Here is a 24,528-nt window from a genome sequence, read left to right as displayed (position 1 = left end):
AAAAGGCTCATATTATGATTCCTCAGAACTTTAAAGATATATTATCCAATACAGAAAATGCTGGTTTCTACCAGACACTGGCTCTGATTTTCTTTATGCTGTTCTTCATTGCTTTGGTAATTTATGTTTTTAGCAGGCCTAAAAAATATTACAAAGAAGAAGAGGAGGCACCTCTTGGGGATGAAGAAGATGACGATTTTAATTTAAAAAATTAAACTATTTTTTATGAAACAAAGAACACCTGTTGTTATAAACATCTTAATAATAATCGGACTTTTAATAGTTTTTTATTATTTATTTGTACAGAGCTACGCGTTCCTTTCTTCACCTTACTTCTGGGGAACTGTTGTGATCGCCGGTATCCTTGCCTATATCCATGGTGCAATTGGAGATCTGATTGAAAACAACAAATTCAAAAAATTATCTCCGGAAGAAAAAGCAGCTTATTTAGCTGAAAAGAAAGTTCCTTTCTTAAAAAGAATGTATTTAGCTGCATTCAAAAAGCAATCTGAAACTGAAGAAAAAGATATCCTTATCGACCACGGTTTCGATGGAATCATGGAGCTGGATAACCAGTTACCAAAATGGTGGGTAGGTTTATTCTATTTTGGGACTGCTTTTTGTATTGTATATATTGCAGCATACTCTTTCACAGACTTCGCTCACCCGTTAAGCGAATATGAAAAAGAATATAAAGAACAGCTGGCAAGTATTGATAAGTATATGAAAGAACAGCCTCCTGTAACTATTGAATCAGCAAAATATTCAGCTGATAACATTGCTGCAGGTGAGGAAGTATTCAAAACAAACTGCGTTTCTTGTCACTCTGATGGTGGTAGAGGTGGTATCGGACCCAACCTTACTGATAACTTCTGGCACAACCAACCTGAAAAAACATTATTCAAAAACGTATTCCACGTTGTAGAAAATGGGGTAACAGGTACGGCAATGCAGGCTTGGGGTAAAAATGGGGTATTAACAGGTGCTGACATTCAGAATGTTGCCGCTTATGTTTACCACATTAACCAGGAACAGCCGCCAATTACTCCGGCACAGGGAGGTGCTACTCCATATGGTGATGAAGCGCATTGGGAAAAAGAATAATTTAAAAAATTAGAAACATATGAAAAAAACATAATTTGTTATTACCTTAGAAATAGTAACGAATTATGTTTTTTCTTTTTATAAACACATTACAAAAATGTCAGACATAGAAGAAATAGAAGTACGCGGCGGACAGGGACAGGTTCTGGACCCTGAAACTTACAGAGATTCTATAGGGACAATGGAGCAATCCGGAAAAAGAAGATGGGTATTTCCAAGAAAGCCTAAAGGGAAATATACCAACTACAGAAACATTGTAAGTTATTTATTACTAATCATTTATTTTTCATTACCGTTCATCAAAATCAATGGTAATCCATTATTATTGTTCAATGTCATAGACAGAGAATTTTTCATCTTTGGACAGCCTTTCTATCCACAAGACTTTTTTATCCTTACTTTAGGTGCTATTGCCTCTTTAATCTTCATTATTGTTTTTACGATTGCGTTCGGAAGAATTTTCTGCGGGTGGATTTGCCCTCAGACAATTTTTATGGAATCGATCTTCCGTAAAATAGAATATCTGATTGAAGGTGACAGAAACAAGCAAATGAAGCTGGACAGACAGGAGTGGAACAGCGAAAAGATCTGGAAAAGAAGTTTAAAATGGACTGTTTACATCATTATTTCATTGGTGATCACCCACTTTATGTTTATGTACATCGTAGGATATGAAGAGGTATTCAAGATCATTGGTGAAGGACCATTTGCCCATCCTACCAATTTTATTGTAATGATTCTTCTTACTGCTGCATTTTACTTTGTATTTGCATGGTTCAGAGAGCAGGTTTGTACATTGGTATGCCCATACGGAAGACTCCAGGGAGTATTAATTGATAAAGATACAATCAACGTTTTCTATGACTTCAAAAGAGGAGAAAACAGATCAAAATGGAGAAAAGGCGAAGACCGCAAGGCTGCCGGCAAAGGAGATTGTATCGACTGTCACCAGTGTGTAGTAGTATGTCCTACGGGAATTGATATCCGAGACGGACAACAATTGGAATGTATAAACTGTACGGCCTGTATTGATGCCTGTGACGAAGTGATGGAAAAAGTAGGCCTTCCAAAAGGACTGATCCGATATGCTTCTGAAAACGAAATTGAAAAAGAAACTCAATTTAAGTTTACAGGAAGGATGAAAGGATTTGCCGTATTCTTACTCCTTCTTGTAGGATTCTTAGGATACCTTCTGTACAGCCGTGGTGAAATGGAAGCTAAATTCATCAAGCCGGCAGGAAGCACATTCTTTGTAAGAGACGGTAAAATTACCAATACCTATAATTATACTTTCCTTAATAAAACGAACGATAAAAAAATAGTTACTATCAAAGTAATTGATCCGGCACATGGAGAAATCACATACAGTGCATCAAGCAAAATTCAGGTAGACCGCGATAAAATTTCTAAAGGGACCATCAATATCAGCTTCCCTGAAGGAGAAATGAAACTTTCTAAACAGAATATTACCATTGGCGTTTACGATATGAAAGGAAAACTGATTGATTCATACCAGACTTATTTTGAAGGGCCATTTAAACTGCAATTTTAATTAGAAAAAAATGAAGAACTTTAGTTGGGGACACGGTGTTGTAATTGCATTATTTGCATTCATAGCTTTTATATTATCTATGTTATTTCTTTTTCCAAACGGACAGAAGAACTCTGAAATGGTAACGGATAATTATTATGAAGAGGAGTTAAAATATCAGGATGTCATTGATGCAAAGAAAAAAGCAGACGAATTGCCGGAAAAACCTGTATACAGCCAGGATCCCAAGGGAATTAAAATTACTTTTCCAAAAGATTATAACAACTCAAATACTACGGTAAAATTTGTTTTAAACAGAACCGACGACCAGAATTTAGATATCAAAAAATCTGTACAGCTTGATGCCGGCCAGTCTTTCATAATACCTTCACAGGTATTGAAAATGGGGAACTATACACTAAGACTGAGCTGGACAACCGACAAAACAGACTACAGAATGGATTATGATGTGATATGGAAATAGGACTTATTGTATCGGCTATTGCTTTAGGCTTTGCTTCCGGTTTTCACTGTATCGGAATGTGTGGCCCTATTGCCCTGTCGATGGGATTAACCAAAAAACAGGCAGCTAACTTTTATCTTCAGAATCTTACCTATCAATTCGGAAGAATATTCACCTATTCATTATTGGGTGCGCTTCTCGGGATCATCGGACAAGGATTTGAAATGGCAGGCTTCCAGAAATACCTTACCATTACGGCGGGAGTTCTTCTGATCATTATGGCTGTATTTTCTTTTGGCGGAAAGGATTTTGCCTCAAAAATTCCTTTTCTCTCTAAATTTTTATACTCCGTTAAATTAAACTTAGGAAAACTTCTTCAAAAAGCAGATTACCGTTCAAGATTCTCTACAGGAGTTCTTAATGGTTTTTTGCCCTGCGGAATGGTTTATATGGCTCTTACGGCAAGTCTTGCAGGCGGAGGAATATGGCAGGGAGCTTTATATATGGCTTTATTTGGACTGGGAACATTTCCGTTCATGTTTGCCATTGTTTTAGCTGGAAATCTCATGAATCAGGCATTCAGGGTAAAGGTGTTGAAAGCCGTTCCTGTAATCATGATCATTTTAGGAGGATTATTCATTCTAAGAGGTCTTGAGCTGGGAATTCCCTATGTTTCTCCGAAAGCGGAAGCTATGACGATCTCGAATGACTATCAGGGAGGCTCTCAAATTAACAATAACTGCCACTAATTTCTAACTATTTTATTACGGCAGCTGTTTATAATAGTTAATTGCTTTTTGTTTCAGTTCATTGGCAGACCATTCTTCCCACTCTCCTGTATAGGGGTCGTAGCCACATTTTAAAGGCTTAGATAGATCAAGTAAATTTTCATTTGAATCAGATCGTTCAGTAAAGGCTCTACAGTCTGTACATATATAACGAAATTCACAATCTTTACAGCCCGTGATAACATCTTTTGTAACATTCCAATATTGCTCAAAATTCTGATGCTTGACAGCCTCATTTAAACTTATATCCTTTATATTACCAAAGCTTTCAGGCATTGCAGGGCAGTTTTTTATATTCCCGTTAATATCCACCGCTATTTTCTTATTAAGGCAGGAATTATGGTTAAGGGCTTCTAAAACTTTAGGAAGATTTGTCTGGAAATGATCGGAAGATATCCCTCCGCAAAAACTAAAATTCGTATATTTTTTTTGAGAAAACACTACTTTACAATATTTTTTTCTCGATCCCATAGACATTTTCGGGGGAGCATTAAACAAAAATAATGAGGTAAGTCTTTCAAATTTTGTACTTAACTCTGATATAGTATTCTCATTGATACGATCTGAATACTGCGAAATTATTTCAACTGAACTTACTATCGTATTATCAAATATCACCTTTATCTTGTCAAAATCATCAGGATCCAAGCTTTCATAACAAACCAGTGCAATAAATTTACAGCCTAATCTTTCAGCCTGAGTAACAACTCCTTTCAAGGAAGACAATTCATTTTTTTTAATTTCAATAATCATATTTGAAATTCGATCTGGATTTTGATAGTGTAAATCTAAGTCGATAAACATGTCAAACTCCTCATTGCTGCAGTAAAATCCATATTCTTCCTGAAGCAAAAAATCAAAATATTCATCTAATATTGGTTTGCTTTCTTCCCCATAATCTTTATAAATGGAAGCTAGGCTTTCTTTTTGGTTAAGTCTTTCAATGATATCCGCTAAAGAATTTGGTATAAATTCCGAATTATCTCTCTGAATATCACTGATTAAAGATCTTGTATAGCCTTTTGTAACAATACAGTTTGTGTAGACTCTAAAATAATCATGCTTCATTTCTCTATTCTTAAAATAGGCTTATAACAACTTAAAACATCCAGCTTTTGTGTATTATAATAACTTGATGAAATTTTTCTTTCAGCCTTTTTTTGCAATTTTATATGTTTAAATTCTAGTTCCTGGAAAACAAGGGGTAATTCGTTATGATGAGCTTCAATTTCTTTTATAATATCATCAAGTTTACTTTTCTGTTTCATATTCATTCATTAAATGTAATGCAATTTCTTTTTCTAAATGATAGTTACATGGAAATGATACCATATCAAACTGACCAACAGGGTTGACCTCCAAGAAATAAAAGTTATTATCTGTTGAATACAAAAAATCTATTGAGCCACTTTCCAAAGAAATCCTTTTCATAAGAATATCAATCATTTTTTCAATGGATTCCGGGAGCCTGAAAGGAACTGTCCGATTAGGAATATCATTATTATACCTTCTAAAATCTATCTGCGTTTTACTATCTGCCTGTGAGAGGATTGCCATACTCCAGCATTTTCCAAGAAGATAAAATGTTCTTATCTCAAATTTTTTTTCAATATACTCCTGGATTAAGGAAGTACTGAAGCTTTTTACACGATCCTTCTCTAAAAGTTTTGTATAAGAATCAATTTTGATATCATTGATGCTTCCTAAAAAACCGGGTGTAATAGGTTTTGTAATAGTCTTTTTATATTTTTTTTGCCCCAGCAGCTTATTATTTATATATGATTCCGGAATATTCAGGCCGATTTCTCTTGCGATATCATTTACAATTAATTTATTGACATTGGCTTTACTAAAAGAATTGATGTGTCTTTTATCTGACAACTTATATTGAAGATATTCATGCAAAACACCTCTGTTATGAGATAGATAAGATTTAAACTGAGGCAATTCTATCTTTCTAAATTCTCCGATAGAAATAAATCCTCTTCTATACCAAACGGCTTCTATTTTATCTATATCTATAATATTATTCTTAAGCTTAATAAATGTTTTTGAATCAATGACAGACAGTTCGCACTCATCTGAATCATTAATCCTTAGCCAGTCAACTTGAAAATAACTCAACCAATCTATTACAATAGCAGTTGAGATATCATATTCATCAGAAATTATTAGTATCATAATAAAAAAAAGACTACCAAAAATGGTAGTCTATTAAGTTTAAAGATTATCTTAACACCCTGACCAGCATTCAGTGCTTAATAAGTGGTTATCCTCATCATAAGTATATAATACAGAGTCAGCAGCTCCATTGTCTGAACGTGTTGTAGGGCGAATAACTCTTCTTCCTCCGGAAATAGCCATCATAGAAGTTCTTGAAATTTTTTTGCCTTTGATTTCTTTTTTGAAATCTGATAACGATTTTAAATTTTTCATAGTAATTTTTATTTTTTAGAATAAGTAATAAAAAACCAATTAATCAAATAGATTCATTACAACAATGCAGCCGCGACAAATACATTAATCGCAATATTATTTTAATTTGAATAAACATTATTCAATACTTATCCGGTTTCTTTTTCAAATGTATCAATTAATTCAACAAATCGATTCAATTTAACAAATTTTAACTTTTAAAAAATAATTAATAAATTGTATAAATAACAACAATATCATCATAAAAATGAAAATCAAATACATATGTTGTTAATTTGCATTGCTGAAAACAAAAAAAAGCAATTATTTATGCAATATATATAAAACACTATTTAGTGTCTTAATAGTGATTTTAACCCGCAAAACCACCCTGAAATTGAACAAGATGTACAAATAAATTATCAGAATCCCAGGTATTATATAAAAGAATAATGGAAAAAATGGATAATAATTAATTTTTAAAACTAAATTCTCATCGCAAGATCAATTTTACATTCTTACATTAGAAAGCCTATCTTTACACTTTACTAAACTTGGAACTATGAAGAAAACGGCCATCTTATTTTTATTAAGTTTTTTGATATTACAGTCCTGCAGTGTAAATTCTGAAATTGTCTATCACAAGGATGCCGCTTCTACTTCCGTAATGGATATTGATACAAGAGAGTTTATGGCAGAGATGATGGCCATGACACCTGATTCATTAAAACAAAAGGAATTTGGAGAAATGGACAGACTTCCAACTACCTGGACCAGTATGTATGATGTTGCCAGAAAAGAAGGAAAATTAAAAACAGAGAATCCCGATTCCATCAAAATCATGAAAAAAATCTTCATGAAGTCTACAAAAGAAAATAACACACTTGCAGGATTTTCTTTTAAGATGGATCATTTTTCGCCGGAAGATTATCAGATTCTGAAAAGTTTTACAAAAACTGAAAAAGTCCCGCTGGATCAGAATATTTATAATAATTGGGACGGAAAAACCCTGACGATTGATACCGGAAACTTTAATCTTAAAAGCATTGAAGAGGCTATTCGCTCCAAAAGCTCAAAAGAAGAAACTCAGAAGATGGCAGGAATGATGATTATGTTTTTCAAAAAGATCGGTACTACTTTAAAATTTGAAAATCCCATAAAATCAATGACAGGGAAACATGACTGGGTAAAACAGATCGATGATCATTCCATAAGAATAGAATATGATTTGAAAGCCCTATATGACAAAGATTCAAAATTCAAAAACGAAGATAAAAAGATTATCATTGTTACAGAATAAAACAAAACCCACCGAAATCCGGTGGGATATGTATTAATATGAATTAGCCAATGCTTAATCTGACAGTTATAATCTAGTTAAGACAAACCATATATAAACTATTAAGGGTACTTAATAGCATCCGTTAGTTCGATTGGATTATTCTTCATTTTTATATCTTTTTGTTTAAGTTCTGTAAGTTGATTAAAATTCGGAGTTACCTGCCTTCCGGATTCATCTACCACCTTCACGACTGCTTTTCCGGCCTTTAGTTCTTTATAAGGGTCATTATAGTAATCCAGATAAGCTTTGGTTAACTGTTTTCTGTTAACAGGAATAGTTTCAGCTATTGGATCAACTGCACCAACATCCTTCCTCAATGCAGTCATTGTAAAAATATAATTATTACCGGAATCTCTCATATCTATAATTAAACCAGGTAAAGAATTAAAAATATAAGGTCCTTCCTGAAAAGGAATATCTTTTGCAAACCATGCTTCCCAATTTCTTCCTTTATAATTCAATCTAGCTTTCTGACAGTTAACATCATGTATCTTTTTCACTTCTTCCGTAATCTTCCAATCAAATTTAGGCGCATCTTCCTTGAAAGAATATTTATCTAGACCTATTACAAAATATTTTTCTGTTGTATTATCCTTGGTTTTCCTGATTACCGAAAAATCATAATCTGATGCCTTTTTTCTAATTTGATTAGATCCTAATGAATCAATATGATACAAATTATAGGAATAAAATTTAGAAACATTATCTTTTACATCCAATATCATCTTTTTTTTAATTGTTTCATCCTTTGTGGAATCCATTTTATAAGTCATCTGATAATCTATCCTGTATGTCTGTCCTTGTAAAAAAGATATGGATACCAAAACAATAAAAAGGATCAGAATTGTTTTTTTCATCTTCGTTAGTTAAGAGGGTTAGCATAACCATTCCATAGAGAATGATTGATATTAAAAAACATAGTATTTATTTCTCTGTTAAACCATTGATAATCCGAATCTTTAGAATAGCCGGGATTATTAATAGACACAAACCGTATAAGTCCACCTTTCACAGTTTTGTAAAAATCATAGACTTGAAATTTACCAAAATGATATCGGGCAAAAACCTGAGTTTCATTTTCATTGTATTTAACGTTAACATACAACTTTTTAATATCTTCAATACTTATATCTTTATAAAAAAAACCTAGAATATTTGAAAACGTTGGCTGATCCGTATATATGAAGAGAAATTGCTCACCATTTTTTTGACCAAGCTTGTATTTCAATAGTTTATGCATCTCAGGATTTTTAAAATAGATATACTGCTTATCTACTTTCTTAAACCGATAATCTCCATAAGTATAGAATGGTATGTTTTGTTTTCCTTCATCAAAGGTTAAAATCAATTTTTCATACCTGTCCGGGTGATCAGTCTCCACTTTTTGCTGCCCATTGAAATAATAATAATTATTACAACTTGTTAAGCAAAGCAGAAATACTATCACTATTATTTTAAGTAAACCATTCATTAGTACTGGGATTATAATTACAATTTATAAAATACATTTTCTTTTTATCATCATATGTGGGGATAAAATTTGCTGTACACGCATATTTCAGTTCACATTTTCTGCATGGCATTATTTTATCTCTTTTTATATTCCATACCTCTGAAAGAAGGAATAAATTATTTTCCATATCCGAGTCTAATATACAGCCATATTCTTTTATATCAATAGAATTCAGCTGCAGCATTCCCTTTGCATTCACAAAAACGGTCTTATATAGCCCAAGATTTGCCTTTTTTCCCGTTAGAAAAGCTCTATGGTTTATTGATATAGAATTTATGCCTGCTCTAGGGAATAGAAATTCCTCTTCATTATATTCTAAAAAATATGAGTTAACATTATAAATTTCTATACTTTCCGAATAAGGTGAACTATAGAAATACAGATTTTTTAGTCTTTGCTCTTTAATTGCGTTGGGATTAAAATCTTTCTGGTAAGGTAATGATATAGAAAGACTGATAACACAGCTTTGTTTCAGGAAGTAGGTAAATTCTAATATTTGTTCCCAATCAGTCCCTGGCGGTAAATGAAGATAAAGACATTTTACTCCTAAATATTCAATTCTTTCCACAATTGCTTTGGAATTCCTTACTACGAATTCAGACAATACAATAGTCATAAATTCAATTTTAGAAGTATCATCATTAAAACATTTATGAGAAAGTTTTGGAAAATGATCTTCTGAAGAAAAAAAAATAAATTCTTTTTGAATAAGAAGTTCCAAATACTCCCATGCTATTTCATTATCACCCCATTCATCTATAATATTTTGAACAGATTTCTTATTGATATAGCCTATAAAATCAACTAAAGAATTAGGAACCAACTCAATATCATCTCTCTGCAAATCATAAATAGCACCTCTTGCTGAACCTTTAACCGGTATACAGCATGAAAATAGAAATAGTTTTTTATCCCGATTATGGCTTAGGCAGGTTAATTCCATCTTTAAAAGTTCTTAGACACAAAATTTCAGATTGATATTTTTTAGCTTCAATTTTCCTGATTAAAGGCCCGGAATAAGTAAATTTTGCTCCAGATACTACAGCTTGTGAAAAAATCGGAGGTAAAAATTTTTTCTTTACTGGGTTAACTTCCTGAAGAAGAGTTTTTTTCATGATTCATTTTCTTTAATAACAAAGCCATTTCATAATGTAGGTTATAGTTGCATCGGTAAGAAGTCATTCTAAACTGGCCAAAAGGATTAACCTCTAAAAAATAATATTCCCCGTCTATTCCTTTTATAATATCTATTGATCCTGTTTGCAGATTTAATGCTTTCATCAGTTTTGTAACTTTACGGTCGAGATCTCTAGGCATCTGATAACGAATAAACCGGTTGGGCTTCTCTTGATTATAATTCCTGAAATCAACAGACGTTGCCGGATCATTTTGAGAAAATATTGCCATCGAATAATTTTTTCCTTTAAGATGAAAAACCCTTAGTTCATATTCTTTAATAACCCGCTCCTGGAATAAGCTTGGAAAAAAAGATTCTGTAGGATTATTATATTCAAATGTCATTACAGGGAAATTTTTATTTTTATAATGAATCACTTTTCCCTCATTTAGAGATTTAGTAATCCATAATCGATTATCACTCTCAAATTGATTGGTGACAATTGTAAAAGGAATTTTAAGACCTGCTGTTTCAGCTTTTGTAAGCGTTGCAATCTTACTTAAACCCATAACTGCCGTATAATGATTCACCCATTTCTTATTTCTAAGGGCAAAAAGAATTACATTTAAAACCCCAGAATATTCTGAATATAAATATTGTAACATGTCTAAAGAAAGATCTTCTTCAAACATTTCCTTATACTTATCAAAATTTCCCCATTTGCGATACCATACAGTTGTTACTTCTGAAACATCTATCTTTCCGAAGAATTCATTTTGAATGATTAACTGTCCATGAGAATTTACAGCATAAGACATCTGTGTTTTTCCATTGAACAGATCTATATCATTTAAACGGATATATGGCTCTCCCATATTGTTTAGATGCTCTATAACAACATTTGTATCATCATCCCATGAAGTAGATAAAATTAAAATCATAATAAAAAGGGTTGATTCTCATTACGGAAACAACCCTATAAGTTTTTTTTAATTAACATCCATCCGATGCACCAGAAGGTATTACAACACTCTCAAGTACGTAAGGGTCATTAGCCGTTCCTGAACCACTGCATACTCCCTCAGGAAGTAATTTTTTCAAACCTCCATGGATCTGTTTCAGGCTACCTGTTGTAAGCACTTTTCCACTCTTTAATGATTTTAATTTTTTCATAGTAATTTAGTTTACTTTTTGGTCCTACTCTATAAGCTTTTCGGATTCCGCTTATCACGAATGTATAAAAAACATAACTCCCTGCAAAATGAATAATAAAAAGATTTCATTTTTTTTATTATGTTAACAAAACATATAATAAAAAACAGAATAAAAAATAAAAAAAACAAACAACCTTTAAGGAAATAAAAATCCCCTTCCAATAGTGAAAGGGGAAACATTCTATATGCAAAATATTTTTAATTAATAGTATCAAATCTTGCATATTCTGCAATTTTCTTAGGAAGCTTGATTCCCTCTGCTGTCTGGTTATTCTCCAGCAATGCAGCCATAATTCTTGGCAGTGCCATTGCAGATCCGTTCAGGGTGTGAACCAGCTGAGATTTACCATCACCTTTGTAACGGCATTTCAGTCTGTTAGCCTGGAACGTTTCAAAGTTGGACACAGAGCTTACTTCAAGCCACATTTCCTGAGCCGCACTCCATACTTCAAAGTCATACGTCATTGCAGATGCAAAACCAGTATCACCACCGCAAAGTCTTAATACTCTGAACGGGAGCTCAAGATCTGTAAGGATCTCTTTGATATGCTCTACCATTTCTTCCAAAACAGCATATGAGTTTTCAGGCTTTTCAATTCTTACGATTTCAACCTTTTCAAACTGGTGAAGACGGTTCAATCCTCTTACGTGAGCTCCGTAGCTTCCTGCCTCTCTTCTGTAACATTGAGAGAATGCAGTATTTTTGATCGGAAGATCTTTTTCATCCAGCAATACATCACGGTAAAGGTTCGTTACAGGCACTTCTGCTGTAGGAATCAGGTATAATTTATCTTCATTGATATAATACATCTGTCCTTCTTTATCAGGCAGCTGCCCGGTTCCAAATCCAGAGGCTTCATTTACTACGTGAGGAGGATTTACCTCTGTATATCCTTTCTCGACATTTTTATCTAAGAAATACTGAACCAAAGCTCTCTGTAGCCTTGCTCCTTTTCCTAAATAAACCGGAAAACCTGCTCCAGCAATTTTCACTCCTAATTCAAAATCAATAAGATTATATTTTTTGGCCAGTTCCCAGTGAGGAATAGCTCCTTCACCAAGACCTTCTACCGGATGAGACTGGAAAATCATTTCATTATCATCAGCAGAAGCTCCGCTTTTCACCAATTCATTTGGAATATTCGGAAGCTGGTACAGAATATTCAGTAAGTCGTTTTCTTTAACTTCTAACTGGGATTTCAATTCTGAGCTCGACTCTTTATATTGTGCTGTTTTAGATTTTGCAGATTCCGCTTCTTCTTTTTTCCCTTCTTTCATCAAAAGACCAATTTCTTTCGAAATTTTGTTGATTTCGGATAGTTGGGAATCGAGTTCAAACTGGATTCTTTTTCTTTCGTCGTCGGCAGCGATAGCCTCGTCTACCAACTCAAGATTTTTGAATTGTCTTTTCTTAAGACCTTCTAAAACGCGTTCTTTATTGTCGCGCAAAAAATTGACTTGTAACATTTTATTTAGATGTTAAATATTAGATGTTTAGCTTAAACTAAGCTAACAATTGTACAAATTTAAAAATTATTTTGTGACCGTGATGGTATTTATGGATGTTGGTGCATCAGCATCTTTTGAAAACACCGGAACGCTGTTATACAAAACTTTTGAAACCTGGAATACCGTTGGTGTATTTCGATACTGAATTTCCAAAGTATCAACCACATTATCAGCTACATTAGTGCTTTTTGTATACGTAATCTGCATTCTGGAATAGTAGGAATTCCCTGTCCCCGGATTATCAGGGCTTATAGAATCCAGTCTTCTTCTTTTAGCTCCTGCCAGATACTCCATATAGAACAATGAATCTGTTGTCATTCTTAACGAAATGCTTACCGGAGCAATATCTTTAGTTCCAAAAAAATCGTTTACGGAAAACCCGGTATAAGATCCGGTCTTTTTATTGTTCAGCAGATCCTGTCCAGTGCTGTTTTTCACATAGATATTGAGTAACTGATCTATTCTCTGTAAAGAATCATCATCACTTTTACAACTTACAAGTGTAAAAACCACAACAAGTATGCCCCAAAAATATTTCATCATAAATACAAAGGTAAAATATTAATCTTTAGGCTGCTTCTTTATTTTTCAAAATATTTCTGATACCACAGTTCAAAAGTAACCAGCTGCCAGATTTTCACCCAGTCATACTCATGTTCCTGATGATTCCACCAATCATCAATCACTGCAGTGTTGAAAAAATTTCTCTTTTTTAAACTATTAAGATTTTCAGCAATGAAATCTCTCACTCTTTTTTCATTTTTGATGAAATAGTAAACAGGAAAGGAAAACCCTTTTTTAGGCATATTCAAAACAGACTCGGGGAGATATTTTTCAGCTGTTTTACGCAGTAACGGCTTATTCTTAATCCCATTAAATCTAATATGTTCAGGCAGTGAAGCAACGTAATTGATCAGGCTGTTGCTCAGGTAAGGATAACGAAATTCCACACTGTATTTCATCGCACTCAGATCATCCCGAAATACATGATGGGAAGACAGTGAATATTTCATATCATATTCAAAATACCCGCAATAATTTTTTGCTTCCGAAGCATGGTATTTTGAAAGCCTCAAGTCAATTTTTGCATAAATACCCGGTTGGATAAGAGCTTTAGCTTCAAGAGGCATCATGCTGATCTGGCTCTGCCGAAAAAAATCAAACATATTATCCTGAGAAAAGTAGTTTTTTACCCGTTGTGAAAATTTATCTTTTGTAAAAATAAAAGGTCTTACAAAATTAAAATTCCTCATCAAGAGCCATCTATTGAGCTTCAAGGTATGGGAATAACCGGCGAAGAGTTCATCAGCACCATTTCCGCTTAATACCACTTTAAAATCTTTATCATGGGCATATTTTGCAGCATTAATCAAGACTTCAAAACTGCTGTAGGGTTCTTCAAAATGCTGGATATTTTCCTTAAGCTGATCCAACGCTTCATCATCACTCACTTCTTTTATGTCATGTAAAACACCAAAGTGTCTGGCAGCCAGAGATGCATTTTTCACTTCTTCTTCAGAAAACGGGTAAGAAATGGTGTATGTATTAATATCCGGGTTAAAGGGTTTTGATTTTGAAGCAATTAAGGTAGAATCTATTCCACCACTCATCATCAGTGCTACAGGAACATCTGCATATAATTGTTCTGATATACTTTCAGAAAGCAGCTCATCTACTTTCCTTACAGCTTCTTCTTCCGAAACATTTTTTACAGACGGTGAGGGCAATGTCCAGAATTTTTCTTTAGTGATTTTTTGATCTGCTAAATCAATGGTCATAAAAGAAGCAGGTTCCAGGGATAAAATATTCTGAAAGCAGGTTTGCGGAGCCAATGTTGTTTGAAAAAGGAAATTGGTATAAACACCATTCCAGTTGATTTCAGGTTTTACAAATTCGTTTTTCAACAAAGCTTTTATTTCTGAAGCCCAAACCAGCGCTTCCTCACTTCGATAGTAAAAGAGCGGCTTCATTCCTACTCTGTCTCTTGCCAGTATAATTTTTTTAGTGGTAAGATCGGCAATACAGATTGCAAACATCCCGTCCAGCTTTGCAAAGATTGAATTTCCCCACTCCAGATAACCTTTGAGGATAACTTCAGTATCGGAATTGCTTCGGAAAGAATGACCTAAGGATTCAAGCTCTTTTCTTAGTTTTTTAAAATTATAAATCTCCCCATTAAAAGTAATAATGATCTGCTCATTCTCTGAAAACATGGGCTGATGGCCTTTTTCGGAAAGATCAATAATGGATAATCTACGGAAGCCCAAGGCAATCTTAGAACTTATTTCCTGTAAAACCGAAAATTGTTCTTTAATTTTCGGGGTAGAATCATTTCCTGAAAAAGAAATCCCCTGGTCATGATCATACAGCCAGAATCCTTCATCATCCGGTCCGCGATGTTTGATCGCCTGATTCATTTCCAGAATATTTGTAGAGGAAATACTTTTATGAAATGAATAATAACCGCTGATTCCGCACATAATATGACTTAATAGAATTGTAAAAATAGGAAAATGACTTTGTTTTCTGTACCTGAACAGGATAAATTATTTCTTCAAAAATTTTTCTTTTAAAAGCTGAATTTCCTCTTTTGATACCATATAATCTTTCAAACTGAATGTAGTGGAGCTATAAAATTTCCGGAACATCAGGAATGCTGAAACCAGATATGATGATGTAGTTGCAAGACAGGCTCCCCAAATTCCCCATCTGGGTATGGCAATAAAAGAAAATATCACCGTAACAGCCAATCCCACTATTGATTTAACATTGAGAATCTTTAGCTCCCTCATTCCTGAGAAGTAATGCCCCACCATATCACTTACGGCAATGGCAAAAATACCCGGAGATAAGAGCAGCATGATTTCTTTGGTATGGGTGAATTCTTTTCCAAAAATAATTTCATAAACCTGTGACGGGATGATAATGATTCCCAGTACAAAACCTATCATCAGAATAAACGTCAGTTTTAATGAGTCCTTCGTTTTCTCTACCGATTCTTCCCTGCTTTTGCTATTAACCACATCTGAATATAAAACCACAGCAATACTTCTGGTAATTGTCCATATAGCTTCAGAAAAAGTAACTCCAATGGAGAAGATTCCTACACTGGCAATACCTTCAAAATATTCCAGGAAATAAAAGGAAAGTCTGTAGTTCAGAAATTGAACAAAAGCACTCAGCTGGGTTTTCCAGCCGTATTCAAACATATTCCTGGCAACCTCTTTACTGAATGATATTTCAGAAATATTGCATTTTTTGATGATCTGAAAAAAACTGGTCAGAAAAAGGACTACAAGACAACCGATCTGTGCAAGAAAGTATACTGAAACATCCTTTTTACCAAACAGGTACACCAATATTCCGATAAAGATAATATGGACAAGTTGCTGTAAAACAGTATAAACATTAAACTTCCTAATATCCTGTGTTCCAATAAACAAACTAATATTAGTGGATAACAGTGAAGAAAAGACAGAGATTCCAATAAGATACAAAAGATATTCACTCTGAATAGAAGCCAGGCTGAATAAAAAAGGAATTAAAAGCCCTGTTAGAAGAGACCACAGATAAGCAAATAATAAAACCTTTTCTATTTTAAACCTTGAAGCAAAATAGGACGCACTGCTCCCTGAAAAGATACTGCTGAAAAAACTTACTGCTGCAGCATTGGCAACCACAATAGATATGGTTCCTTTCCCTTCACTTCCCCACATATTCGTAGAATAGATCACCAGGCCGAAACTCAGGATCAGAATAAGAAAACGTGAGACAAAAGTTTTAATAATAGTAAGCTGCATAGCAATTATTTATCAATAGATCTTTTCACAAAATCAACAAAAGACTGTTTTATCATGCTCCAATTATATTTTTCTTCAAATTCTTTCCTAGCCTTAAGAGCATGTACATAATACAGCTCCGGGTTTCTTATATAGTTGAGGATAACTTCCAAAATGGCATCAGCACTCTGTGGATCTACCAGGCTGCCAAATGAAAGTGTACCTATATGTTTTCGGATTCCCTTCAAGTTTGAATAGATCACAGGCTTTCCCGCTCCCATAAAGTAAAACAATTTTATCGGCAATGAGTGATTGTTTTCAAAATTGATTTCCCGAAGATCAAAACATATATCTGCCTCTGCAAATGCTTCTGTAAACTGTTCAAAAGTCGTAGGTTTTCTGAGCTCAATAGTATTAAAAGAATATTTCTTCAGTAATGCTGAAAAATAAAGTTCATCACTATCCTGTACGGTTGATCCAATAATCAAAATCTTAATGTGAAGTGCCGGTACTTTTTGCCGAAGCCTATCCAGGGCATTGAAAAAATTTCCAATGCCCTTATCTTTCGAAATCTGACCTGTATAACATAAGGTAATGGTACCCGGTTCAAGTTTTTTTATGTTTTCATGAATGTAAACAGGATCTGGGTAATAGGGAAGTATCATCTGCTTTTTAAAGCAAAAAAAATATGCTAAAGGAAACTTTTTGGTGGTTTCTCCAAAAATAAAGTGGGTGCTTAAAAACCCTGCATACCACTGAATAAGAGAAAACTTAACGGCCTGGATAATATTAGCTGGAAAAGGGTATTTCTGAAGCATTGACATAGAAGGATACCACTCTGTAACGTCATAGATACAGCTTGCATCATGTTCTTTTACAAATTTCTTTGAAGCCACTACAGCAAGAGGTTCGGAACAAATAATAATCTGGGGTTTAAAATTTTCACAAACCTTACGGAATGTTTCCATTTTCTTTTCCGTACTTTCTTCAAGAACAGCATAGGACTCTATTTCAATTCCGTCAATAACTCCCTCATACGCTGCATATAAACTGCATATTTTTACTTCATACCCGTTATCTCTAAGAGCTTTCGCCTGATGATAAAAAATACGGTCATCATTATAGCTGTGGGATGTCGTTAAAAAAAGTACTTTAGGCATTAGTCTTACTCGAATCTATACAAATATACATTAAAACAAAAAAGTGAGAAACAGGTTCCCACTTTATGATTATTCAGCATATTAGCTTAAATAGCGTTTATTTTACAGAAGCCGCCCAGCTTTTCTCCAAAGGAAGAAGGAAGTGGCTCAAAAAATCAAGATAGGTATTCTTTGAGAAGTCAAAAACCTGAATATCGTCTGAAAGCTCTCCGTTTCTCAACTTCGTTTTAAAATCAATCAGCTTTAAAGTCTTCACTTCACCATTTTCTACAAAACTGGCTTTCATTCTGTCGAAAAGCCCCAATTGATATTGTTCATCAATTTCTCTCATTACCTTTCCTAAAGCATCAATGCTGCATCCTGAAGCCATTTCTTTTTCTTCATCTACACACACCACAATAAACTGATTCTTTTCAATTTTAAATGAAGAAGAAAGTGGTTTTCCATGAGCAGCCCAAGTAGCAAGGAAATCAAAAAGTTTTTCAGTAATCGCTTTTGCTTCTTTCGTTTCAAAAGGTCTTGAAGCCGGATATATAATGACTCTGTAGTCGTTGGTTTCTACAATATTAGATTCTTCGATTTTCATAATGTAAGTATTTATTTTTCAAGAAATTGTGTCATCACGTTCAATTCTGATTATTGAACAGCATATTACTGTAACCGTGATTTCAAATCCTTATCATTTTAAAGACAAAATTACGTAATTTTCTCGAGTCTGAGATCATTGTATTTTTTACTCAGCACATAGAGCATCATAATGAAAAGCGGGAAAATAAACGGGAAGAAAAACCTTAATGCTGCCGACTGCGGAAAGAAAAAGAATTTGATGTACACATTTACCAGGAAAAGTACTGAAATCATTCTTACCCACGCATCTTTAGAACGCCAAAATACTACTGCGATCATCCTAAATAACTCGGCATATCCCAATCATATACTCTGTTTTGATAATTCCAAAATGTAAGAGCAGCCAGTATCGAAATAATAAACAAAAAAGAGAGCCTCCATTCTACCTTCATAAACCTGTATAAGATTACAATTATAAATCTTCTGCTTCAGCAAGAAGTTCAACGATATCTTTTACGGCAACTTCGGTATTTTTGTTAAAGTGTTTTACACCATCCGTCATCATGGTATTACAGAAAGGGCATCCTGTAGCAATTACCTTTGGTTCAAAAGATAAAGCTTCTTCTGTTCTTTCGATATTGATGTCTTTATTTCCTTTTTCAGGTTCTTTAAACATCTGTGCACCTCCTGCTCCACAGCAAAGTCCGTTGGTTTTGCAACGCTTCATTTCTACAAGCTCTGCGTCCAGCTTTTCAAGAAGCATTCTTGGGGCTTCATATTCGTCATTGGCGCGTCCCAGATAACATGGATCATGGAAAGTTATTTTTTTCCCTTTGAATGCACCTCCTTCAATCTTCAGTCTTCCTTCTTCCATTAAGGTTTTAAGGAACTGAGTATGGTGTACTACGTCAAAGTGTCCGCCTAAACTTGGATATTCATTTTTCAAAGTATTGAAACAGTGTGGGCAAGCCGTTACGATTTTCTTTACTTCATAAGCATTCAATACTTCGATATTGGTAAGAGCCATCATCTGGAAAACGAATTCGTTTCCTGCTCTTTTTGCTGGATCTCCGGTACAGCTTTCTTCCTGTCCCAAAACTGCAAATTCTACCCCTATCTTATTTAATATCTTGCAAAATGCTTTTGTGATTTTTTTAGCACGGTCATCAAAGCTTCCCGCACATCCAACCCAAAATAAAACTTCCGGGGCCTTTCCTTCGGCAGCATATTCTGCCATTGTTTTTATATTGAAATCCATTTCTTTTTCAATTTGAAAATGTGAGAATTTGTAAATTTGAAATGATGTGGAATTGTATCAATTTCAAATTTACAAATTGATTAATTATCTAGTTTTCGGATGCCCAGTTCAGACGGTCAGCCTGATTGTACTGCCATGGGGCTGCATTGTTTTCCACATTGGTCATCATCAGATTCAGTTCCTGTGGAGCAGCAGACTGTTCCATTACCAGGAATCTTCTCATTTCAAAAATAATGGAAAGTGGATCAAGCAATACCGGACAAGCATCTGTACATGCATTACATGTTGTACAAGCCCAAAGCTCTTCTTTTGTGATATAGTCGTTCAGCAGTTTTTTACCGTCATCAACGAATTTTCCGTTGGCATCAATATTTCTTCCAACTTCTTCAAGCCTGTCTCTTGTCTTCATCAGGATCAGTCTCGGAGAAAGCTTTTTACCGGTAATATTAGCGGGACAAACGGAAGTACAACGTCCGCATTCTGTACATGAATAAGCATTAAGCAGCTGTACCTGGTTCAGGTCAAAGATATCTTCAGCACCGAATTTAGAAGGTACATCAGCTTCCGTTCCTTCAGCTGGTGCAGCATAAGGGTCTGCATTGGGATCCATCATTAATTTGATCTCCTTTGTTACAGACTCAAGATTATTGAATTTTCCTTTTTTATCAAGATTTGCATACCATGTACTTGGAAATGCAAGGATAATATGCAGATGTTTTGAGTAATAAAGATAGTTCATGAAGAAAAGAATTCCTACAAAGTGAAACCACCAGGCACCTTTTTCTGTGAACATCAAAAATCCGCTATCAAAACTGAAGATTTCCAAAAACGGAACAAATGTCATTTCACTAATCGGGAAGCTTCCATGTTCTGGAAAAACACCTCTAGCCTGTAAAATAAAATCTGAAGCATTCATCATAAAGAATGCCATCATTAAGGCAAATTCAATGATCAAAATCCAGTTTGCATCATTTTTCGGCCATCCGAAAAGTTCTTTCATCGTCAATCTTTTCACTCCGTAAAAGTTTCTACGGATAAAGAAAATGACAACTCCAATTACCACCAAAAGAGCTAAAACCTCCAGCGTTGCGGTAAAGAAGTTATAAAATGTATGTCCTAAAATGCTTGATAAGAAACGATGTGTTCCAAATATTCCATCAACAACGATTTCTATTAATTCAATATTAATAATCACAAAACCTACATATACAAAAAGGTGTAAAACTCCTGCAACAGGACGTGCTGTCATTTTACTCTGTCCCATTGCCACACGAGCCATAGTTCCCCAACGTTCTCCTTTTCTGTCGTTTCTATTGATTTCATGACCCAACCTGATATTTCTATAAATCTTCAGCAGGCTTTTGGCAAACAACCCAAATCCGGCCACTAATAAAATCAGGAAAATAATGTTATCGATGTACTGCATAAGGTGTATTAGTCTTTATTATTTTTACCGAAAACCGAGAAATTTATATATCTCTTCGGGTTCGCTTTCATATCTTCGATTAATGTATTCAGGTTGGAAGATGCAGAGTTCAGATTATTGTAAAGCTGATCATCCTTCATCAGTTTACCTAAACTTCCTTCTCCTTTGTCTATTCCACCAATCACCTGATTCAATTTACCCACTGTAGCATCCAGATTGGCGATCGTTGCATTCAACTGTTTAGTATCAATGCTCTGAGCCAGAGTTCCGTATTTATCCAGCGTCACTTTTCCACTCTGCATCGTAAGGCTTGCATCGTCCAATACTTTCTGCAGTTTAGGGTCATTGTGTCCTACGAGGTTGTTTACACTTCCTGCTGTAGTCTGTAATGCTCCTACGGTTTTGTTAAGGTTGGATAATAAAGCTTTTATCTCAGCTCTGTTTTGTGCATCAACAAGCAGATTGGCATTAGCCATTAAAGAGTCGACTCTATGCAGAACAACCTGCAGCTGATCTTTTACCGGACCTACCTGAGAAGAAAGACTTCCCAGTGTTCCCAGTTTGAAAGCACCTTTCAGGGTATCGCCGTCTTTTGCAGTCGGGCCACCATACATAAGGTTTACTCTCATCTCTTTGCCGGACATTAATCCTGGCTCAAAAATTTCTAATGATGAATTTTTTGAAAACTCAAATTTGTTATCTACTGTAATTTTTACAACAAAATTAATTTTACCGTCTTTTGAGGTCAGAGGAATAATTTTATCCACCTGCCCTACTTTCAATCCGTTGATAGAAACCGCCGCAGACTGCGCCAGACCTTCTACATTGTCATATTTTGCGTAAAATATATTGTCGGTAGTAAAAAGGCTTTTCCCTTTCATAAACTGAAACAACACCACAAAGCCTACAATAGCCAGAAGTGTGATCACACCAGCTTTTAATTCTTTACTGAACTTCACTTGCTAATTTTTTTCTAATAAGCAAATATAACACATTTTAAATAAATCTTTTCCAATATTGTTCTGCGTTAAATACAAAAAAAAGCGACAAAAAAATTTGTCGCTTTTTATATCATTGAAATGAATTTCTTATTGTTGCTGATTTCCAAGTTTACCCCAGATTTCAATTCTAAAATCTTCAATATCTGCATTATCCTGAAGACTTTTCATCCAAGCCTGCCCGAACATTCCAGAACTTCTCTGAGTAAGAGATTCTGTAAACTGCTTAAGATCTCCAGGTTGTTTGTTTATAGTTTCTGATTTTTTGATCAAAACATAAACTCCTGTTCCTCCTTCAACCGGGTTAGAAAGCTTACCTTTTGCAATACCGAATGCTGCACCGGCAACTTTAGGCTCCATAGCGCCAGCTACTGAAGGATTCAATAGATTTACCTGAGCAGATTGTTTTGGAGCTGCGAATAATTTAGCAATCTGATCTAAGCTAGAGGCTTTTGCTGCTGTAATCTTATCAGAAATTTGTTTTGCAGCCAATTTATTTTTAACGATAACTTCGATCTGATCTCTTACAGATTCCGGATCAGCAAGACCTGCATCCTGTTTTCCGTTCAGATAAACTACAATTTTATCACCTGTTCCATCTACAGTAAATAATTCAGTATCTCCTTTCTCTCTTTTCTTATCAAAAGCCCAAGTAAGAATTTCTGAGTCTTTTTCAGTTCCTAAGCCCTGAATCTGACCTTCAAACCTTTTTGCCGCTTTTGGATTTGAGAACTGGTAATTTCCTTTTTTAGCGATATTCACGAAATCGTTGAAAGATTTCCCTTGAACCTGCTGAATGAATTTTCTTGATTTTTTATCTGATTCAGCTTCAGTAGCATCTGAAGGTTTAATTGCTTTCACAAGGTTGGCAACTTTATACCCCATTGATCCTGATTTTTTATCTTCAATGTTGATGATATGGTAACCAAACTGTGTTTCTACTACACCAGTAGCTCCTTTAGGATTGCTTGCAAGGTAAGCAAGGAATTCAGGTACGAAAGGCGTTTCCGGAGTTGTCCATCCTAAGCTACCTCCCTGTGCTGCAGAATTCGGATCGCTGGAAAGCTTAAGGAATTCTGTAAATTTAGCAGGAGCTGCTTTTACGATAGCACCGATAGAGTCTGCTAATTTCTTAGCCTGCTCTTTAGATCTTGTTACCCCTTCACCTGCAGGACTTCCTTTGAATGCAATAAGGATATGTCTTGATAAAGTAGAATCTGAAGCTCTTTTGCCTACAAGTTTAGAAACTACATAAACATCTTGCTCTTTATAAGGACCAAAAGTCTGACCAACTGCTGCTGCTGTGATCTGATCTTTGATCGTTGGAGGCAATTGAGCAGGATTCATATACTGAGGATTGAATGGCGCATCAGAATTTGCCATTACAAACATAGAATCGTTTTTCGTATTCTGGAAGTTTTCAGTACCTCCGCTTGCATCTGTACCTCCTGAATATAATTTTGTAATTTCTTTCAAAGTTGCTGCATCATCTGCTGCACTAGGTTTTGATGGAAAATATACGACACCGATATTTCTGCTTGGTTCAGCTTTAAACATTACAGGGTGCTGCTTGATGTAGTCTGCCAGATCCTGTGTTGTAACATTGACCTTTGTTTTCTGAAGATACGCTGCATAATCTACTTTCACAAAGTCGATATCTGCAAGCTGATCTCTCTGCTTCATCAATTCTTCTGCTTCTTTCTTACCGGTAGTGACACCTGCTGAAATATTGGTAAACACCTGTCTTGCCATTAGTCTGTACTCAATCGTCTTTTTAGTTTTCAACCATTGATTATATCCTTCAGGATTGGTGTTTTTTAATGTTTCAATTTCTTTTTTAAGCTCTTGAGTTTTAAAATTACCTTTCTCATCAAAGAACTGCTGATTCTGAGCAAACATCTGATCATACTGGATCTGATTCCAGAAATAATCATCATTCATTTCAAAACCTAGTTTCTCAAACTGTTGTTTGATAAGTTTAGATTGTACAAGTAACTGCCAAGCCTGCTCTTCAAGACCGCTTTTCGGACGACCTTGTTGATCAGCCTGCTGCTGCAACACGAAAAGCTGATCATTGAACTCTTCGCGGGTGATTTTCTCACCATTTACTTTTCCTAAAACGTCAGGATTCTTACCAAAAACCTTGTCGATACTATCGGGGTTCACCAAGAACGCCAAAAGCGCTAGGGCTATTACTCCCATTAAAAGCCAAGGCTTACTCCTAATCTGTCCTAAAATTGCCATTTTATAAATTATAGTTTTTTATCAGTTTGCGAAAATACACATTTTTAAGAAATTACAGAAACAGAACTGCTTTATTTTGATTTTTAATGCAAAGATTATC

The 24,528-nt window shown here is 34.7% G+C and carries 27 protein-coding genes; 6 read left to right on the top strand and 21 right to left on the bottom strand.

All coding sequences use genetic code 11. The annotated features are described in order from the left end of the window. Window positions 1-14: 14 nt before the first annotated feature. The 5 genes from FW781_RS19665 to FW781_RS19645 all read left to right on the top strand — a co-directional run bounded on the left by FW781_RS19665 (window position 15) and on the right by FW781_RS19645 (window position 3,847). On the top strand, window positions 15-215 hold the full coding sequence (locus tag FW781_RS19665; protein WP_047381685.1) for a cbb3-type cytochrome oxidase subunit 3: 201 nt from the start codon (window positions 15-17) through the stop codon (window positions 213-215). A 10-nt stretch (window positions 216-225) separates the two neighbouring features. Next, on the top strand, window positions 226-1,104 hold the full coding sequence (locus tag FW781_RS19660) for a c-type cytochrome (RefSeq protein ID WP_149388978.1): 879 nt from the start codon (window positions 226-228) through the stop codon (window positions 1,102-1,104). A gap of 97 nt (window positions 1,105-1,201) precedes the next feature. Further along, window positions 1,202-2,656 (top strand): cytochrome c oxidase accessory protein CcoG, encoded by a 1,455-nt coding sequence (gene ccoG / locus FW781_RS19655; RefSeq protein WP_149388977.1) that lies wholly within the window; start codon window positions 1,202-1,204, stop codon window positions 2,654-2,656. Window positions 2,657-2,666: 10 nt separating this feature from the next. Then, complete coding sequence (locus FW781_RS19650) at window positions 2,667-3,119, top strand: FixH family protein (protein WP_149388976.1); 453 nt, start codon at window positions 2,667-2,669, stop codon at window positions 3,117-3,119. Beyond that, complete coding sequence (locus FW781_RS19645) at window positions 3,110-3,847, top strand: sulfite exporter TauE/SafE family protein (RefSeq protein WP_149388975.1); 738 nt, start codon at window positions 3,110-3,112, stop codon at window positions 3,845-3,847. The genes FW781_RS19650 and FW781_RS19645 overlap by 10 nt, the downstream gene beginning before the upstream one ends. A 15-nt stretch (window positions 3,848-3,862) precedes the next feature. Here the strand turns inward: FW781_RS19645 and gwsS are convergent, their stop codons facing one another. From gwsS to FW781_RS19625, 4 genes are read right to left on the bottom strand one after another with little or no spacing between them, the layout of a single operon-like run. Next, window positions 3,863-4,954, bottom strand: a complete 1,092-nt coding sequence (gene gwsS, locus FW781_RS19640) for a grasp-with-spasm system SPASM domain peptide maturase (protein WP_149388974.1) — start codon at window positions 4,952-4,954, stop codon at window positions 3,863-3,865. Continuing rightward, a complete protein-coding gene (locus FW781_RS19635) occupies window positions 4,951-5,154 on the bottom strand; it encodes a hypothetical protein (RefSeq protein ID WP_149388973.1) in 204 nt (67 codons plus the stop codon). The genes gwsS and FW781_RS19635 overlap by 4 nt, the downstream gene beginning before the upstream one ends. Next, the gene (gwsG, locus tag FW781_RS19630) at window positions 5,138-6,067 is read right to left on the bottom strand and encodes a grasp-with-spasm system ATP-grasp peptide maturase (RefSeq protein ID WP_149388972.1); all 930 of its coding nucleotides are present in this window, start codon (window positions 6,065-6,067) and stop codon (window positions 5,138-5,140) included. The genes FW781_RS19635 and gwsG (FW781_RS19630) overlap by 17 nt, the downstream gene beginning before the upstream one ends. A gap of 51 nt (window positions 6,068-6,118) precedes the next feature. Next, a complete protein-coding gene (locus tag FW781_RS19625; RefSeq protein WP_149388971.1) occupies window positions 6,119-6,322 on the bottom strand; it encodes a hypothetical protein in 204 nt (67 codons plus the stop codon). A 541-nt stretch (window positions 6,323-6,863) separates the two neighbouring features. On the opposite strand from FW781_RS19625, the gene FW781_RS19620 reads away from it, so the two are divergent. Continuing rightward, on the top strand, window positions 6,864-7,601 hold the full coding sequence (locus FW781_RS19620) for a hypothetical protein (protein WP_149388970.1): 738 nt from the start codon (window positions 6,864-6,866) through the stop codon (window positions 7,599-7,601). 101 nt (window positions 7,602-7,702) lie between these two features. Here the strand turns inward: FW781_RS19620 and FW781_RS19615 are convergent, their stop codons facing one another. The 17 genes from FW781_RS19615 to FW781_RS19540 all read right to left on the bottom strand — a co-directional run bounded on the left by FW781_RS19615 (window position 7,703) and on the right by FW781_RS19540 (window position 24,428). Further along, a complete protein-coding gene (locus tag FW781_RS19615) occupies window positions 7,703-8,500 on the bottom strand; it encodes a GLPGLI family protein (RefSeq protein ID WP_149388969.1) in 798 nt (265 codons plus the stop codon). A 5-nt stretch (window positions 8,501-8,505) separates the two neighbouring features. Further along, complete coding sequence (locus tag FW781_RS19610) at window positions 8,506-9,114, bottom strand: hypothetical protein (RefSeq protein ID WP_149388968.1); 609 nt, start codon at window positions 9,112-9,114, stop codon at window positions 8,506-8,508. Beyond that, on the bottom strand, window positions 9,098-10,099 hold the full coding sequence (locus tag FW781_RS19605) for a hypothetical protein (RefSeq protein ID WP_149388967.1): 1,002 nt from the start codon (window positions 10,097-10,099) through the stop codon (window positions 9,098-9,100). The genes FW781_RS19610 and FW781_RS19605 overlap by 17 nt, the downstream gene beginning before the upstream one ends. Further along, window positions 10,074-10,271, bottom strand: coding sequence for a hypothetical protein (locus tag FW781_RS22550; protein ID WP_172625770.1), 198 nt, complete (start codon window positions 10,269-10,271; stop codon window positions 10,074-10,076). Before FW781_RS22550 ends, FW781_RS19605 begins: the two co-directional genes overlap by 26 nt. Then, window positions 10,243-11,214 carry a grasp-with-spasm system ATP-grasp peptide maturase gene (gene gwsG / locus FW781_RS19600; RefSeq protein WP_149388966.1) on the bottom strand — a complete coding sequence of 324 codons (972 nt, stop codon included), beginning with the start codon at window positions 11,212-11,214 and terminating at the stop codon, window positions 10,243-10,245. The genes FW781_RS22550 and gwsG (FW781_RS19600) overlap by 29 nt, the downstream gene beginning before the upstream one ends. A 52-nt stretch (window positions 11,215-11,266) precedes the next feature. Further along, window positions 11,267-11,446, bottom strand: coding sequence for a hypothetical protein (locus FW781_RS19595; protein ID WP_149388965.1), 180 nt, complete (start codon window positions 11,444-11,446; stop codon window positions 11,267-11,269). Window positions 11,447-11,685: 239 nt separating this feature from the next. Continuing rightward, window positions 11,686-12,954, bottom strand: coding sequence for a serine--tRNA ligase (gene serS / locus FW781_RS19590; RefSeq protein ID WP_149388964.1), 1,269 nt, complete (start codon window positions 12,952-12,954; stop codon window positions 11,686-11,688). Window positions 12,955-13,020: 66 nt separating this feature from the next. Further along, window positions 13,021-13,539 (bottom strand): hypothetical protein, encoded by a 519-nt coding sequence (locus tag FW781_RS19585; RefSeq protein ID WP_149388963.1) that lies wholly within the window; start codon window positions 13,537-13,539, stop codon window positions 13,021-13,023. A 38-nt stretch (window positions 13,540-13,577) separates the two neighbouring features. After that, entirely contained in the window at window positions 13,578-15,476 is a 1,899-nt protein-coding gene (gene asnB / locus FW781_RS19580; protein WP_149388962.1) for an asparagine synthase (glutamine-hydrolyzing), read from the bottom strand. A gap of 66 nt (window positions 15,477-15,542) precedes the next feature. Then, a complete protein-coding gene (locus FW781_RS19575; protein ID WP_149388961.1) occupies window positions 15,543-16,796 on the bottom strand; it encodes an oligosaccharide flippase family protein in 1,254 nt (417 codons plus the stop codon). A 5-nt stretch (window positions 16,797-16,801) separates the two neighbouring features. Next, entirely contained in the window at window positions 16,802-17,935 is a 1,134-nt protein-coding gene (locus FW781_RS19570; RefSeq protein ID WP_149388960.1) for a glycosyltransferase, read from the bottom strand. Between the two features lie 97 nt (window positions 17,936-18,032). Next, window positions 18,033-18,521, bottom strand: a complete 489-nt coding sequence (locus FW781_RS19565) for a hypothetical protein (RefSeq protein ID WP_149388959.1) — start codon at window positions 18,519-18,521, stop codon at window positions 18,033-18,035. A 110-nt stretch (window positions 18,522-18,631) separates the two neighbouring features. After that, window positions 18,632-18,841, bottom strand: a complete 210-nt coding sequence (locus FW781_RS19560; RefSeq protein ID WP_149388958.1) for a hypothetical protein — start codon at window positions 18,839-18,841, stop codon at window positions 18,632-18,634. Window positions 18,842-18,974: 133 nt separating this feature from the next. Beyond that, the gene (locus tag FW781_RS19555; protein ID WP_047377320.1) at window positions 18,975-19,760 is read right to left on the bottom strand and encodes a (Fe-S)-binding protein; all 786 of its coding nucleotides are present in this window, start codon (window positions 19,758-19,760) and stop codon (window positions 18,975-18,977) included. Between the two features lie 88 nt (window positions 19,761-19,848). Further along, a complete protein-coding gene (locus FW781_RS19550; RefSeq protein ID WP_149388957.1) occupies window positions 19,849-21,186 on the bottom strand; it encodes a (Fe-S)-binding protein in 1,338 nt (445 codons plus the stop codon). Window positions 21,187-21,194: 8 nt separating this feature from the next. Continuing rightward, a complete protein-coding gene (locus FW781_RS19545) occupies window positions 21,195-22,145 on the bottom strand; it encodes an MlaD family protein (RefSeq protein WP_149388956.1) in 951 nt (316 codons plus the stop codon). Window positions 22,146-22,274: 129 nt separating this feature from the next. Continuing rightward, on the bottom strand, window positions 22,275-24,428 hold the full coding sequence (locus tag FW781_RS19540) for a peptidylprolyl isomerase (protein ID WP_149388955.1): 2,154 nt from the start codon (window positions 24,426-24,428) through the stop codon (window positions 22,275-22,277). Between the last annotated feature and the right edge of the window lie 100 nt (window positions 24,429-24,528).

The sequence above is a fragment of the Chryseobacterium panacisoli genome (assembly GCF_008274625.1).
In the GTDB taxonomy this organism is placed as follows: Bacteria; Bacteroidota; Bacteroidia; order Flavobacteriales; family Weeksellaceae; genus Chryseobacterium; species Chryseobacterium panacisoli.
This window is presented reverse-complemented; position numbering and strand designations above follow the sequence as displayed.